The sequence below is a fragment of the bacterium SCSIO 12696 genome (assembly GCA_024397955.1).
Taxonomy (GTDB): Bacteria; Pseudomonadota; Gammaproteobacteria; order Pseudomonadales; family Porticoccaceae; genus SCSIO-12696.
This window is the reverse complement of record CP073744.1, coordinates 492,317-509,607: the sequence shown is the minus strand read 5'-3', so window position 1 is coordinate 509,607 and position 17,291 is coordinate 492,317. Positions and strand designations below refer to the sequence as shown.

The following is a 17,291-nucleotide window of genomic DNA, read 5'->3' as shown; positions in this document are numbered from 1 at the left end:
CTCTTAATCAACAATCAAATTATTATTGGTAATCAAATTGTTGATGATATCGGCATCAACCAAAGTGCCGCCAGCGGTGAGGTCTACACCCTGGAGGACGATTTCCTGACTATCGCCACCAGCGGCTGAGCCATTAGTGTCTACGGTGATGGTAGTGTCGCTGCCGTCAAAGTTGAAAGACAGATACTCTTCCAAATTGTTGGCATTTTCACCACTGAGCAAATCACTGAGATCCAAAAGGTCTTCCCCGGTATTGAAATCGGTAATGGTATCTACAGGGGAGCCACTTGCATCACCGGCTGCCCAGGCAAAAGTATCTGCACCTGTTCCACCGGTTAATGTGTCACCTCCAGTACCACCGTAGATGATGTCGTTATTGGCACCACCATCTATCGTGTCAATACCGGAGCCACCATACAGGATATCGTTACCGGCCTGCCCGGAAATGTTGTCACCACCAGCTCCACCATAAACGATATCATTACCAGCACCCGCAGTAATTACATCAGCACCGCCACCACCGTGGATCAAGTCGTTACCACCGCCACCAGTAATAACATCACCACCATTCAAACCACTGATATTATCGTTACCGGCCGTCCCGGTTAGTGTGTCTCCAGCGGTGGTACCTGAAATATTATTTGTTGTGCTATCAACGGTTACTGTAATGCTTTCATTGACAGTGGCCGTTGTGCCATCACTCTCTGTAGATTGAGCCTGCACATCAAGGTTAATTGTGCCAGTAAATCCAGCAGGCGGGTTTATCGTCAAGCCACTTAAATCAGCTGCCGACAAACTCCATACACCTCCTCCCAAATCCGTACCAGCACTCAGTGTTGCTCCAGCGGGAACACCACTTACTTGCAGCGCCAATGTTTCAGAACCGTCTGTATCGGCCAGCGCAGCACCAATTGCCAAAGGAATTACACTGCCGAAAATCAGATTACCGGCTGCATTGGTGGCGCGCACATTGGATAGAGAAACACTGGAGTCTTTGGCGCCATCCCGACCATTGAGCACGATAAACGAGAACTGGAACTCCCCTGACAGTCCAGCTGTATGGGTTTGAGTACCATTGGTATCGGTGGATGCACCTGCCTGTTCAGAGGAGGTAACGATGGACGTTGTGGTTACCCCATTGGGGTCGGTAACAACAAACAATACAAGGTCGTTAAAACCATTGTTGATTTCGCCTGTTGTGTCTTCCCCATTATCAAACACCCAGTCAAAGCTTGCCTCGCCCCCAGCTTCCAGGTTGATTGTGTAGCTTGTTCTATCACCATCAAACACGTTGACAGTGCCTGGATCACTTCCCGGTGGGCTGAACGTATCCAGGCTACCGGCAGTCAGGCCAAGCTGACTTTCTAAATCTGCCTGAGATGTCGCTGTTACAGTGTCTATGGACTCATCAGGTAACAGCAATGAGGTCACTTGATCGACAACAGTAAGAATCGGTGCGTCTACGACAGGTGTAACAGTTCCTGTCACTGTTGCCGTATCAGTACCCCCGGCACCATCTGACACAACATAATCAAAACTGATCGGGCCGCTGTAGTTGGCAGATGGAGTAAAGGTGACATTTCCAGCTGCATCGATATTGACCGTACCATTAGTTACAGCAATAGACTGGGCTGTGCCTGGGGTCACTGCTGTCCCTGCCACAGATTGCAAAGTTAACGAATCGCCGTCGACATCGGTGTCATTGCCCAACAAATCCAATACTGCCGTTGTTCCATCTTCCGCGACTGTAAATGTGTCGTCCACGGCCACCGGTGCGTCGTTGGCGCCGGTAATAGTGATGTCCTGGGTCTGGGTGGTGCCATCGTCACTGGTGAAGGTGATGGTGTCGGTGAGCGTCTCACCGGCGGCCAGCGCCTGAACCGTGGCGTTGCCGTTGTCCAGCGCGTAGGTCCAGTTGCCCGCACCGTCCACGGTCACGGTACCGAAGGTCGCGGTGCTCGATGCCAGCGCCCCTTCGCCGTTGTCCACGTCGGTCACCGTCACGGTACCGCTGGCGGTGTTGTTGCCCGCGTCGTCTTCGGTCACGGCGGTGTCCGCCGCAACAACAGTGATCACCGCCGCGTCGTTGGTGCCAGTAACCGTTATCGTTACCGTCGCTTCACTACTTTCTCCACCTGCATCGTCTAACGCTGTGTAGTTAAACGTAACATCACGACTTTCACCAACTGCCAAATCATCAAAATCACTGCTCGGATCGAAGCTGTAACTGCCATCAAGGTTAAACACAAGGTTTCCGTTACCAGCACCAACACCGGAGGCTAAACTGTAGCCCGTGATGACACCATCCACATCCGTAGCTACTGGTACAGTGTCATTTAAAACTGTGTTCTCTGAAGTCGTAGCCGTATCATCAAACGCTACAGGCACATCGTTAGTACCCGTTACAGTAATGGTTATACTTGCTTCGTTGCTCTCCGCTCCGTTGTTATCTATGGCAACGTAAGTAAAGGTTACATCACGCGTTGCATCTGGAGCCAAATCATCAAAGTCACTGCCGGGATCAAATGTAAAGGTACCATCGGGATTAAATACCAATGAGCCCTCGCCAACATCTGTCCGTAAATCGTAGCTGGCTATAGTGCCATCTACATCGGCTGCAGCTGGAACGCTGCTATTTAAAATTGCATTTTCCGTTGTTCCAGCATTTGCATTTGATGCAATCGGAGCATCGTTGGTGCCAGTAACCGTTATCGTTACCGTCGCCTCACTACTTTCTCCACCTGCATCGTCTAACGCTGTGTAGTTAAACGTAACATCACGACTTTCACCAACTGCCAAATCATCAAAATCACTGCTCGGATCGAAGCTGTAACTGCCATCAAGGTTAAACACAAGGTTTCCGTTACCAGCACCAACACCGGAGGCTAAACTGTAGCCCGTGATGACACCATCCACATCCGTAGCTACTGGTACAGTGTCATTTAAAACTGTGTTCTCTGAAGTCGTAGCCGTATCATCAAACGCTACAGGCACATCGTTAGTACCCGTTACAGTAATGGTTATACTTGCTTCGTTGCTCTCCGCTCCGTTGTTATCTATGGCAACGTAAGTAAAGGTTACATCACGCGTTGCATCTGGAGCCAAATCATCAAAGTCACTGCCGGGATCAAATGTAAAGGTACCATCAGGATTAAATACCAATGAGCCCTCGCCAACATCTGTCCGTAAATCGTAGCTGGCTATAGTGCCATCTACATCGGCTGCAGCTGGAACGTTGCTATTTAAAATTGCATTTTCCGTTGTTCCAGCATTTGCATTTGATGCAATCGGAGCATCGTTGGTGCCAGTAACCGTTATCGTTACCGTCGCCTCACTACTTTCTCCACCTGCATCGTCTAACGCTGTGTAGTTAAACGTAACATCACGACTTTCACCAACTGCCAAATCATCAAAATCACTGCTCGGATCGAAGCTGTAACTGCCATCAAGGTTAAACACAAGGTTTCCGTTACCAGCACCAACACCGGAGGCCAAACTGTAGCCCGTGATGACACCATCCACATCCGTAGCTACTGGTACAGTGTCATTTAAAACTGTGTTCTCTGAAGTCGTAGCCGTATCGTTAGAAACGATGGGAACTGCATTACTTCCTGTAATAGTGACGCTTTGAGTCACACTCGTGCCATCGTCACTAGTAAATATAATAGTGTCGACCAGCGTTTCACCTTCTAAGAGAGCTTCCACATCTGGATTACTATTGTCCAGCGCGTAGGTCCAGTTGCCCGCACCGTCCACGGTCACGGTACCGAAGGTCGCGGTGCTCGATGCCAGCGCCCCTTCGCCGTTGTCCACGTCGGTCACCGTCACGGTACCGCTGGCGGTGTTGTTGCCCGCGTCGTCTTCGGTCACGGCGGTGTCCGCCGCAACAACAGTGATCACCGCCGCGTCGTTGGCGCCGGTGATGGTGATGTCCTGGATCTGGGTGGTGCCATCGTCACTGGTGAAGGTGATGGTGTCGGTCAGCGTCTCACCGGCGGCCAGCGCCTGAACCGTGGCGTTGCCGTTGTCCAGCGCGTAGGTCCAGTTGCCCGCACCGTCCACGGTCACGGTACCGAAGGTCGCGGTGCTCGATGCCAGCGCCCCTTCGCCGTTGTCCACGTCGGTCACCGTCACGGTACCGCTGGCGGTGTTGTTGCCCGCGTCGTCTTCGGTCACGGCGGTGTCCGCCGCAACAACAGTGATCACCGCCGCGTCGTTGGCGCCGGTGATGGTGATGTCCTGGGTCTGGGTGGTGCCATCGTCACTGATGAAGGTGATGGTGTCGGTCAGCGTCTCACCGGCGGCCAGCGCCTGAACCGTGGCGTTGCCGTTGTCCAGCGCGTAGGTCCAGTTGCCCGCACCGTCCACGGTCACGGTACCGAAGGTCGCGGTGCTCGATGCCAGCGCCCCTTCGCCGTTGTCCACGTCGGTCACCGTCACGGTACCGCTGGCGGTGTTGTTGCCCGCGTCGTCTTCGGTCACGGCGGTGTCCGCCGCAACAACAGTGATCACCGCCGCGTCGTTGGCGCCGGTGATGGTGATGTCCTGGGTCTGGGTGGTGCCATCGTCACTGGTGAAGGTGATGGTGTCGGTGAGCGTCTCACCGGCGGCCAGCGCCTGAACCGTGGCGTTGCCGTTGTCCAGCGCGTAGGTCCAGTTGCCCGCACCGTCCACGGTCACGGTACCGAAGGTCGCGGTGCTCGATGCCAGCGCCCCTTCGCCGTTGTCCACGTCGGTCACCGTCACGGTACCGCTGGCGGTGTTGTTGCCCGCGTCGTCTTCGGTCACGGCGGTGTCCGCCGCAACAACAGTGATCACCGCCGCGTCGTTGGCGCCGGTGATGGTGATGTCCTGGGTCTGGGTGGTGCCATCGTCACTGGTGAAGGTGATGGTGTCGGTCAGCGTCTCACCGGCGGCCAGCGCCTGAACCGTGGCGTTGCCGTTGTCCAGCGCGTAGGTCCAGTTGCCCGCACCGTCCACGGTCACGGTACCGAAGGTCGCGGTGCTCGATGCCAGCGCCCCTTCGCCGTTGTCCACGTCGGTCACCGTCACGGTACCGCTGGCGGTGTTGTTGCCCGCGTCGTCTTCGGTCACGGCGGTGTCCGCCGCAACAACAGTGATCACCGCCGCGTCGTTGGCGCCGGTGATGGTGATGTCCTGGGTCTGGGTGGTGCCATCGTCACTGGTGAAGGTGATGGTGTCGGTCAGCGTCTCACCGGCGGCCAGCGCCTGAACCGTGGCGTTGCCGTTGTCCAGCGCGTAGGTCCAGTTGCCCGCACCGTCCACGGTCACGGTACCGAAGGTCGCGGTGCTCGATGCCAGCGCCCCTTCGCCGTTGTCCACGTCGGTCACCGTCACGGTACCGCTGGCGGTGTTGTTGCCCGCGTCGTCTTCGGTCACGGCGGTGTCCGCCGCAACAACAGTGATCACCGCCGCGTCGTTGGCGCCGGTGATGGTGATGTCCTGGGTCTGGGTGGTGCCATCGTCACTGGTGAAGGTGATGGTGTCGGTCAGCGTCTCACCGGCGGCCAGCGCCTGAACCGTGGCGTTGCCGTTGTCCAGCGCGTAGGTCCAGTTGCCCGCACCGTCCACGGTCACGGTACCGAAGGTCGCGGTGCTCGATGCCAGCGCCCCTTCGCCGTTGTCCACGTCGGTCACCGTCACGGTACCGCTGGCGGTGTTGTTGCCCGCGTCGTCTTCGGTCACGGCGGTGTCCGCCGCAACAACAGTGATCACCGCCGCGTCGTTGGCGCCGGTGATGGTGATGTCCTGGGTCTGGGTGGTGCCATCGTCACTGGTGAAGGTGATGGTGTCGGTCAGCGTCTCACCGGCGGCCAGCGCCTGAACCGTGGCGTTGCCGTTGTCCAGCGCGTAGGTCCAGTTGCCCGCACCGTCCACGGTCACGGTACCGAAGGTCGCGGTGCTCGATGCCAGCGCCCCTTCGCCGTTGTCCACGTCGGTCACCGTCACGGTACCGCTGGCGGTGTTGTTGCCCGCGTCGTCTTCGGTCACGGCGGTGTCCGCCGCAACAACAGTGATCACCGCCGCGTCGTTGGCGCCGGTGATGGTGATGTCCTGGGTCTGGGTGGTGCCATCGTCACTGGTGAAGGTGATGGTGTCGGTCAGCGTCTCACCGGCGGCCAGCGCCTGAACCGTGGCGTTGCCGTTGTCCAGCGCGTAGGTCCAGTTGCCCGCACCGTCCACGGTCACGGTACCGAAGGTCGCGGTGCTCGATGCCAGCGCCCCTTCGCCGTTGTCCACGTCGGTCACCGTCACGGTACCGCTGGCGGTGTTGTTGCCCGCGTCGTCTTCGGTCACGGCGGTGTCCGCCGCAACAACAGTGATCACCGCCGCGTCGTTGGCGCCGGTGATGGTGATGTCCTGGGTCTGGGTGGTGCCATCGTCACTGGTGAAGGTGATGGTGTCGGTCAGCGTCTCACCGGCGGCCAGCGCCTGAACCGTGGCGTTGCCGTTGTCCAGCGCGTAGGTCCAGTTGCCCGCACCGTCCACGGTCACGGTACCGAAGGTCGCGGTGCTCGATGCCAGCGCCCCTTCGCCGTTGTCCACGTCGGTCACCGTCACGGTACCGCTGGCGGTGTTGTTGCCCGCATCGTCTTCGGTCACGGCGGTGTCCGCCGCAACAACAGTGATCACCGCCGCGTCGTTGGCGCCGGTGATGGTGATGTCCTGGATCTGGGTGGTGCCATCGTCACTGGTGAAGGTGATGGTGTCGGTCAGCGTCTCACCGGCGGCCAGCGCCTGAACCGTGGCGTTGCCGTTGTCCAGCGCGTAGGTCCAGTTGCCCGCACCGTCCACGGTCACGGTACCGAAGGTCGCGGTGCTCGATGCCAGCGCCCCTTCGCCGTTGTCCACGTCGGTCACCGTCACGGTACCGCTGGCGGTGTTGTTGCCCGCGTCGTCTTCGGTCACGGCGGTGTCCGCCGCAACAACAGTGATCACCGCCGCGTCGTTGGCGCCGGTGATGGTGATGTCCTGGGTCTGGGTGGTGCCATCGTCACTGGTGAAGGTGATGGTGTCGGTCAGCGTCTCACCGGCGGCCAGCGCCTGAACCGTGGCGTTGCCGTTGTCCAGCGCGTAGGTCCAGTTGCCCGCACCGTCCACGGTCACGGTACCGAAGGTCGCGGTGCTCGATGCCAGCGCCCCTTCGCCGTTGTCCACGTCGGTCACCGTCACGGTACCGCTGGCGGTGTTGTTGCCCGCGTCGTCTTCGGTCACGGCGGTGTCCGCCGCAACAACAGTGATCACCGCCGCGTCGTTGGCGCCGGTGATGGTGATGTCCTGGGTCTGGGTGGTGCCATCGTCACTGGTGAAGGTGATGGTGTCGGTCAGCGTCTCACCGGCGGCCAGCGCCTGAACCGTGGCGTTGCCGTTGTCCAGCGCGTAGGTCCAGTTGCCCGCACCGTCCACGGTCACGGTACCGAAGGTCGCGGTGCTCGATGCCAGCGCCCCTTCGCCGTTGTCCACGTCGGTCACCGTCACGGTACCGCTGGCGGTGTTGTTGCCCGCATCGTCTTCGGTCACGGCGGTGTCCGCCGCAACAACAGTGATCACCGCCGCGTCGTTGGCGCCGGTGATGGTGATGTCCTGGATCTGGGTGGTGCCATCGTCACTGGTGAAGGTGATGGTGTCGGTCAGCGTCTCACCGGCGGCCAGCGCCTGAACCGTGGCGTTGCCGTTGTCCAGCGCGTAGGTCCAGTTGCCCGCACCGTCCACGGTCACGGTACCGAAGGTCGCGGTGCTCGATGCCAGCGCCCCTTCGCCGTTGTCCACGTCGGTCACCGTCACGGTACCGCTGGCGGTGTTGTTGCCCGCGTCGTCTTCGGTCACGGCGGTGTCCGCCGCAACAACAGTGATCACCGCCGCGTCGTTGGCGCCGGTGATGGTGATGTCCTGGGTCTGGGTGGTGCCATCGTCACTGGTGAAGGTGATGGTGTCGGTGAGCGTCTCACCGGCGGCCAGCGCCTGAACCGTGGCGTTGCCGTTGTCCAGCGCGTAGGTCCAGTTGCCCGCACCGTCCACGGTCACGGTACCGAAGGTCGCGGTGCTCGATGCCAGCGCCCCTTCGCCGTTGTCCACGTCGGTCACCGTCACGGTACCGCTGGCGGTGTTGTTGCCCGCGTCGTCTTCGGTCACGGCGGTGTCCGCCGCAACAACAGTGATCACCGCCGCGTCGTTGGCGCCGGTGATGGTGATGTCCTGGGTCTGGGTGGTGCCATCGTCACTGGTGAAGGTGATGGTGTCGGTCAGCGTCTCACCGGCGGCCAGCGCCTGAACCGTGGCGTTGCCGTTGTCCAGCGCGTAGGTCCAGTTGCCCGCACCGTCCACGGTCACGGTACCGAAGGTCGCGGTGCTCGATGCCAGCGCCCCTTCGCCGTTGTCCACGTCGGTCACCGTCACGGTACCGCTGGCGGTGTTGTTGCCCGCGTCGTCTTCGGTCACGGCGGTGTCCGCCGCAACAACAGTGATCACCGCCGCGTCGTTGGCGCCGGTGATGGTGATGTCCTGGGTCTGGGTGGTGCCATCGTCACTGGTGAAGGTGATGGTGTCGGTCAGCGTCTCACCGGCGGCCAGCGCCTGAACCGTGGCGTTGCCGTTGTCCAGCGCGTAGGTCCAGTTGCCCGCACCGTCCACGGTCACGGTACCGAAGGTCGCGGTGCTCGATGCCAGCGCCCCTTCGCCGTTGTCCACGTCGGTCACCGTCACGGTACCGCTGGCGGTGTTGTTGCCCGCGTCGTCTTCGGTCACGGCGGTGTCCGCCGCAACAACAGTGATCACCGCCGCGTCGTTGGCGCCGGTGATGGTGATGTCCTGGGTCTGGGTGGTGCCATCGTCACTGATGAAGGTGATGGTGTCGGTCAGCGTCTCACCGGCGGCCAGCGCCTGAACCGTGGCGTTGCCGTTGTCCAGCGCGTAGGTCCAGTTGCCCGCACCGTCCACGGTCACGGTACCGAAGGTCGCGGTGCTCGATGCCAGCGCCCCTTCGCCGTTGTCCACGTCGGTCACCGTCACGGTACCGCTGGCGGTGTTGTTGCCCGCGTCGTCTTCGGTCACGGCGGTGTCCGCCGCAACAACAGTGATCACCGCCGCGTCGTTGGCGCCGGTGATGGTGATGTCCTGGGTCTGGGTGGTGCCATCGTCACTGATGAAGGTGATGGTGTCGGTCAGCGTCTCACCGGCGGCCAGCGCCTGAACCGTGGCGTTGCCGTTGTCCAGCGCGTAGGTCCAGTTGCCCGCACCGTCCACGGTCACGGTACCGAAGGTCGCGGTGCTCGATGCCAGCGCCCCTTCGCCGTTGTCCACGTCGGTCACCGTCACGGTACCGCTGGCGGTGTTGTTGCCCGCGTCGTCTTCGGTCACGGCGGTGTCCGCCGCAACAACAGTGATCACCGCCGCGTCGTTGGCGCCGGTGATGGTGATGTCCTGGGTCTGGGTGGTGCCATCGTCACTGGTGAAGGTGATGGTGTCGGTCAGCGTCTCACCGGCGGCCAGCGCCTGAACCGTGGCGTTGCCGTTGTCCAGCGCGTAGGTCCAGTTGCCCGCACCGTCCACGGTCACGGTACCGAAGGTCGCGGTGCTCGATGCCAGCGCCCCTTCGCCGTTGTCCACGTCGGTCACCGTCACGGTACCGCTGGCGGTGTTGTTGCCCGCGTCGTCTTCGGTCACGGCGGTGTCCGCCGCAACAACAGTGATCACCGCCGCGTCGTTGGCGCCGGTGATGGTGATGTCCTGGGTCTGGGTGGTGCCATCGTCACTGGTGAAGGTGATGGTGTCGGTGAGCGTCTCACCGGCGGCCAGCGCCTGAACCGTGGCGTTGCCGTTGTCCAGCGCGTAGGTCCAGTTGCCCGCACCGTCCACGGTCACGGTACCGAAGGTCGCGGTGCTCGATGCCAGCGCCCCTTCGCCGTTGTCCACGTCGGTCACCGTCACGGTACCGCTGGCGGTGTTGTTGCCCGCGTCGTCTTCGGTCACGGCGGTGTCCGCCGCAACAACAGTGATCACCGCCGCGTCGTTGGCGCCGGTGATGGTGATGTCCTGGGTCTGGGTGGTGCCATCGTCACTGGTGAAGGTGATGGTGTCGGTCAGCGTCTCACCGGCGGCCAGCGCCTGAACCGTGGCGTTGCCGTTGTCCAGCGCGTAGGTCCAGTTGCCCGCACCGTCCACGGTCACGGTACCGAAGGTCGCGGTGCTCGATGCCAGCGCCCCTTCGCCGTTGTCCACGTCGGTCACCGTCACGGTACCGCTGGCGGTGTTGTTGCCCGCGTCGTCTTCGGTCACGGCGGTGTCCGCCGCAACAACAGTGATCACCGCCGCGTCGTTGGCGCCGGTGATGGTGATGTCCTGGGTCTGGGTGGTGCCATCGTCACTGATGAAGGTGATGGTGTCGGTCAGCGTCTCACCGGCGGCCAGCGCCTGAACCGTGGCGTTGCCGTTGTCCAGCGCGTAGGTCCAGTTGCCCGCACCGTCCACGGTCACGGTACCGAAGGTCGCGGTGCTCGATGCCAGCGCCCCTTCGCCGTTGTCCACGTCGGTCACCGTCACGGTACCGCTGGCGGTGTTGTTGCCCGCGTCGTCTTCGGTCACGGCGGTGTCCGCCGCCACCACGGTGATCACCGCCGCGTCGTTGGCGCCGGTGATGGTGATGTCCTGGGTCTGGGTGGTGCCATCGTCACTGGTGAAGGTGATGGTGTCGGTCAGCGTCTCACCGGCGGCCAGCGCCTGAACCGTGGCGTTGCCGTTGTCCAGCGCGTAGGTCCAGTTGCCCGCACCGTCCACGGTCACGGTACCGAAGGTCGCGGTGCTCGATGCCAGCGCCCCTTCGCCGTTGTCCACGTCGGTCACCGTCACGGTACCGCTGGCGGTGTTGTTGCCCGCGTCGTCTTCGGTCACGGCGGTGTCCGCCGCAACAACAGTGATCACCGCCGCGTCGTTGGCGCCGGTGATGGTGATGTCCTGGGTCTGGGTGGTGCCATCGTCACTGGTGAAGGTGATGGTGTCGGTGAGCGTCTCACCGGCGGCCAGCGCCTGAACCGTGGCGTTGCCGTTGTCCAGCGCGTAGGTCCAGTTGCCCGCACCGTCCACGGTCACGGTACCGAAGGTCGCGGTGCTCGATGCCAGCGCCCCTTCGCCGTTGTCCACGTCGGTCACCGTCACGGTACCGCTGGCGGTGTTGTTGCCCGCGTCGTCTTCGGTCACGGCGGTGTCCGCCGCAACAACAGTGATCACCGCCGCGTCGTTGGCGCCGGTGATGGTGATGTCCTGGGTCTGGGTGGTGCCATCGTCACTGATGAAGGTGATGGTGTCGGTCAGCGTCTCACCGGCGGCCAGCGCCTGAACCGTGGCGTTGCCGTTGTCCAGCGCGTAGGTCCAGTTGCCCGCACCGTCCACGGTCACGGTACCGAAGGTCGCGGTGCTCGATGCCAGCGCCCCTTCGCCGTTGTCCACGTCGGTCACCGTCACGGTACCGCTGGCGGTGTTGTTGCCCGCGTCGTCTTCGGTCACGGCGGTGTCCGCCGCAACAACAGTGATCACCGCCGCGTCGTTGGCGCCGGTGATGGTGATGTCCTGGGTCTGGGTGGTGCCATCGTCACTGATGAAGGTGATGGTGTCGGTCAGCGTCTCACCGGCGGCCAGCGCCTGAACCGTGGCGTTGCCGTTGTCCAGCGCGTAGGTCCAGTTGCCCGCACCGTCCACGGTCACGGTACCGAAGGTCGCGGTGCTCGATGCCAGCGCCCCTTCGCCGTTGTCCACGTCGGTCACCGTCACGGTACCGCTGGCGGTGTTGTTGCCCGCGTCGTCTTCGGTCACGGCGGTGTCCGCCGCCACCACGGTGATCACCGCCGCGTCGTTGGCGCCGGTGATGGTGATGTCCTGGGTCTGGGTGGTGCCATCGTCACTGGTGAAGGTGATGGTGTCGGTCAGCGTCTCACCGGCGGCCAGCGCCTGAACCGTGGCGTTGCCGTTGTCCAGCGCGTAGGTCCAGTTGCCCGCACCGTCCACGGTCACGGTACCGAAGGTCGCGGTGCTCGATGCCAGCGCCCCTTCGCCGTTGTCCACGTCGGTCACCGTCACGGTACCGCTGGCGGTGTTGTTGCCCGCGTCGTCTTCGGTCACGGCGGTGTCCGCCGCAACAACAGTGATCACCGCCGCGTCGTTGGCGCCGGTGATGGTGATGTCCTGGATCTGGGTGGTGCCATCGTCACTGGTGAAGGTGATGGTGTCGGTCAGCGTCTCACCGGCGGCCAGCGCCTGAACCGTGGCGTTGCCGTTGTCCAGCGCGTAGGTCCAGTTGCCCGCACCGTCCACGGTCACGGTACCGAAGGTCGCGGTGCTCGATGCCAGCGCCCCTTCGCCGTTGTCCACGTCGGTCACCGTCACGGTACCGCTGGCGGTGTTGTTGCCCGCGTCGTCTTCGGTCACGGCGGTGTCCGCCGCCACCACGGTGATCACCGCCGCGTCGTTGGCGCCGGTGATGGTGATGTCCTGGGTCTGGGTGGTGCCATCGTCACTGGTGAAGGTGATGGTGTCGGTCAGCGTCTCACCGGCGGCCAGCGCCTGAACCGTGGCGTTGCCGTTGTCCAGCGCGTAGGTCCAGTTGCCCGCACCGTCCACGGTCACGGTACCGAAGGTCGCGGTGCTCGATGCCAGCGCCCCTTCGCCGTTGTCCACGTCGGTCACCGTCACGGTACCGCTGGCGGTGTTGTTGCCCGCGTCGTCTTCGGTCACGGCGGTGTCCGCCGCAACAACAGTGATCACCGCCGCGTCGTTGGCGCCGGTGATGGTGATGTCCTGGATCTGGGTGGTGCCATCGTCACTGGTGAAGGTGATGGTGTCGGTCAGCGTCTCACCGGCGGCCAGCGCCTGAACCGTGGCGTTGCCGTTGTCCAGCGCGTAGGTCCAGTTGCCCGCACCGTCCACGGTCACGGTACCGAAGGTCGCGGTGCTCGATGCCAGCGCCCCTTCGCCGTTGTCCACGTCGGTCACCGTCACGGTACCGCTGGCGGTGTTGTTGCCCGCGTCGTCTTCGGTCACGGCGGTGTCCGCCGCAACAACAGTGATCACCGCCGCGTCGTTGGCGCCGGTGATGGTGATGTCCTGGGTCTGGGTGGTGCCATCGTCACTGATGAAGGTGATGGTGTCGGTCAGCGTCTCACCGGCGGCCAGCGCCTGAACCGTGGCGTTGCCGTTGTCCAGCGCGTAGGTCCAGTTGCCCGCACCGTCCACGGTCACGGTACCGAAGGTCGCGGTGCTCGATGCCAGCGCCCCTTCGCCGTTGTCCACGTCGGTCACCGTCACGGTACCGCTGGCGGTGTTGTTGCCCGCGTCGTCTTCGGTCACGGCGGTGTCCGCCGCAACAACAGTGATCACCGCCGCGTCGTTGGCGCCGGTGATGGTGATGTCCTGGGTCTGGGTGGTGCCATCGTCACTGGTGAAGGTGATGGTGTCGGTGAGCGTCTCACCGGCGGCCAGCGCCTGAACCGTGGCGTTGCCGTTGTCCAGCGCGTAGGTCCAGTTGCCCGCACCGTCCACGGTCACGGTACCGAAGGTCGCGGTGCTCGATGCCAGCGCCCCTTCGCCGTTGTCCACGTCGGTCACCGTCACGGTACCGCTGGCGGTGTTGTTGCCCGCGTCGTCTTCGGTCACGGCGGTGTCCGCCGCAACAACAGTGATCACCGCCGCGTCGTTGGCGCCGGTGATGGTGATGTCCTGGGTCTGGGTGGTGCCATCGTCACTGGTGAAGGTGATGGTGTCGGTCAGCGTCTCACCGGCGGCCAGCGCCTGAACCGTGGCGTTGCCGTTGTCCAGCGCGTAGGTCCAGTTGCCCGCACCGTCCACGGTCACGGTACCGAAGGTCGCGGTGCTCGATGCCAGCGCCCCTTCGCCGTTGTCCACGTCGGTCACCGTCACGGTACCGCTGGCGGTGTTGTTGCCCGCGTCGTCTTCGGTCACGGCGGTGTCCGCCGCAACAACAGTGATCACCGCCGCGTCGTTGGCGCCGGTGATGGTGATGTCCTGGGTCTGGGTGGTGCCATCGTCACTGATGAAGGTGATGGTGTCGGTCAGCGTCTCACCGGCGGCCAGCGCCTGAACCGTGGCGTTGCCGTTGTCCAGCGCGTAGGTCCAGTTGCCCGCACCGTCCACGGTCACGGTACCGAAGGTCGCGGTGCTCGATGCCAGCGCCCCTTCGCCGTTGTCCACGTCGGTCACCGTCACGGTACCGCTGGCGGTGTTGTTGCCCGCGTCGTCTTCGGTCACGGCGGTGTCCGCCGCAACAACAGTGATCACCGCCGCGTCGTTGGCGCCGGTGATGGTGATGTCCTGGGTCTGGGTGGTGCCATCGTCACTGGTGAAGGTGATGGTGTCGGTCAGCGTCTCACCGGCGGCCAGCGCCTGAACCGTGGCGTTGCCGTTGTCCAGCGCGTAGGTCCAGTTGCCCGCACCGTCCACGGTCACGGTACCGAAGGTCGCGGTGCTCGATGCCAGCGCCCCTTCGCCGTTGTCCACGTCGGTCACCGTCACGGTACCGCTGGCGGTGTTGTTGCCCGCGTCGTCTTCGGTCACGGCGGTGTCCGCCGCAACAACAGTGATCACCGCCGCGTCGTTGGCGCCGGTGATGGTGATGTCCTGGGTCTGGGTGGTGCCATCGTCACTGGTGAAGGTGATGGTGTCGGTCAGCGTCTCACCGGCGGCCAGCGCCTGAACCGTGGCGTTGCCGTTGTCCAGCGCGTAGGTCCAGTTGCCCGCACCGTCCACGGTCACGGTACCGAAGGTCGCGGTGCTCGATGCCAGCGCCCCTTCGCCGTTGTCCACGTCGGTCACCGTCACGGTACCGCTGGCGGTGTTGTTGCCCGCGTCGTCTTCGGTCACGGCGGTGTCCGCCGCAACAACAGTGATCACCGCCGCGTCGTTGGCGCCGGTGATGGTGATGTCCTGGGTCTGGGTGGTGCCATCGTCACTGATGAAGGTGATGGTGTCGGTCAGCGTCTCACCGGCGGCCAGCGCCTGAACCGTGGCGTTGCCGTTGTCCAGCGCGTAGGTCCAGTTGCCCGCACCGTCCACGGTCACGGTACCGAAGGTCGCGGTGCTCGATGCCAGCGCCCCTTCGCCGTTGTCCACGTCGGTCACCGTCACGGTACCGCTGGCGGTGTTGTTGCCCGCGTCGTCTTCGGTCACGGCGGTGTCCGCCGCAACAACAGTGATCACCGCCGCGTCGTTGGCGCCGGTGATGGTGATGTCCTGGGTCTGGGTGGTGCCATCGTCACTGATGAAGGTGATGGTGTCGGTCAGCGTCTCACCGGCGGCCAGCGCCTGAACCGTGGCGTTGCCGTTGTCCAGCGCGTAGGTCCAGTTGCCCGCACCGTCCACGGTCACGGTACCGAAGGTCGCGGTGCTCGATGCCAGCGCCCCTTCGCCGTTGTCCACGTCGGTCACCGTCACGGTACCGCTGGCGGTGTTGTTGCCCGCGTCGTCTTCGGTCACGGCGGTGTCCGCCGCCACCACGGTGATCACCGCCGCGTCGTTGGCGCCGGTGATGGTGATGTCCTGGGTCTGGGTGGTGCCATCGTCACTGGTGAAGGTGATGGTGTCGGTCAGCGTCTCACCGGCGGCCAGCGCCTGAACCGTGGCGTTGCCGTTGTCCAGCGCGTAGGTCCAGTTGCCCGCACCGTCCACGGTCACGGTACCGAAGGTCGCGGTGCTCGATGCCAGCGCCCCTTCGCCGTTGTCCACGTCGGTCACCGTCACGGTACCGCTGGCGGTGTTGTTGCCCGCGTCGTCTTCGGTCACGGCGGTGTCCGCCGCAACAACAGTGATCACCGCCGGATCATTAACGGCACTCACTGTCAGTGTAACTGTTTGCAGAACAGATTCGCCGGATACTGTATCTGTTACAAGATAATCAAAACTGTCAGTACCGTTAAAGTTAGCATTGGGTGTATAGGTGTAGCTGCCATCTGGACTGAAAACAAGAGAACCATTGATGGTTGTGTTAACTACTTCAAAGCTGAGTACTCCACCGGAGGTGGTTGAGTCATTATCGCCAACGTTGCCAGAAATTGAGCCATCTTCATTACCGCTTCCAGCGTCAGCTTGAGCGACCAAGTCGGTAACTTCATTAACGCTGATAGTCACTGTGGCCGCATCAGTGCCACCTTGACCGTCATTAATACTGTAGGTAAAGCTGTCCGTACCACTAAAATTGGGGTTCGGTGTGTATATGAAAGTGCCATCAGCATTAATTTGTAGGGTGCCATTTTCTGGAGCAATGACGGGCGTGGTATCTACAGTAATCGGGTCATTGTCCTGACCTCCGTCCGTATCTGCGCCATTACCATTATCAGCAAGCAGGTTGCCTTGCAGGACACCGTCTTCATCAATATCAAAGCTATCGTTTTGTGCAACTGGTGGAACGTTGCTCACCGTCCAGAGAAAGCTTTCAGAAACCTGTGCACCACCGGTATCGGTGACTGTGATTGTAATATTGTAGTCTTGGCTGTTTTGGCCACTGGCATCCGCTGCTATGGAGCCGCTGATAATACCGGTTTGTGGGTCAATACTCAGGCCTTCGGGCAAACCCGAAGCACTGTAAGTGAGCGCACCGTCCGGGTCGCTGAAGCTGTCTGCCACGCTGAAAGAAATAAACTGACCGTCATCGCCACTTTGAGCACTAATAGGCTGTGAAGATGGAAACGCATTAACAGCATCGCCCAACAAATCGTCGGTGGTTACCACTGGGGCCGCGGCAAATGCCAAATCGGGATCAATGCCTGCTTCAGGTGTCGCACTTTGTTCGACTCTGTCGAAACGTACACCCTGCCCTAACTCGCCTTCACTACCTGCGCTTTCTTCACCGGCAGCTGTAGCCTCCAATAATTCATTAATGTCTTGACCACTTTCTAGGGCCGCCAGCAGCTCTTCAAAGCTTGGAACTTCTGAATTGCTGCCTTCAGGAGTTACCTCTGCCATAGTCAGAAAGCTGTTTGCGTCCAGGCTGGCAATGCCTTGATGAGGTACTTCTCTCTCTGAGCCATCGGTAAACACAATGGTATTTCGAGCGGAGTGAACCTGCTGTTGAATTTGCCCCTCGGCATCAGCGACATCAATACGTAAAGTGCTGTGTACTCGCAAACCTTCACCAGAGAATATAGGGTCTCCCACTTTCAGGTCTCGAGCTTCTCCATTTACTGAGACGGCAACCAATACTCCACCATCGGTGGCCTTTACCACGCCAATGGGAGTCACAGCAGGGTTGTTTACGCCTTGGTTTTCCATTT

General features: G+C 61.7%; 1 protein-coding gene. It reads right to left on the bottom strand.

The features are described 5' to 3' along the window. Positions 1–3 precede the first annotated feature (3 nt). Complete coding sequence (locus KFE80_02355) at positions 4–17,289, bottom strand: VCBS domain-containing protein (GenBank protein ID UTW45774.1); 17,286 nt, start codon at positions 17,287–17,289, stop codon at positions 4–6. Positions 17,290–17,291 lie beyond the last annotated feature (2 nt).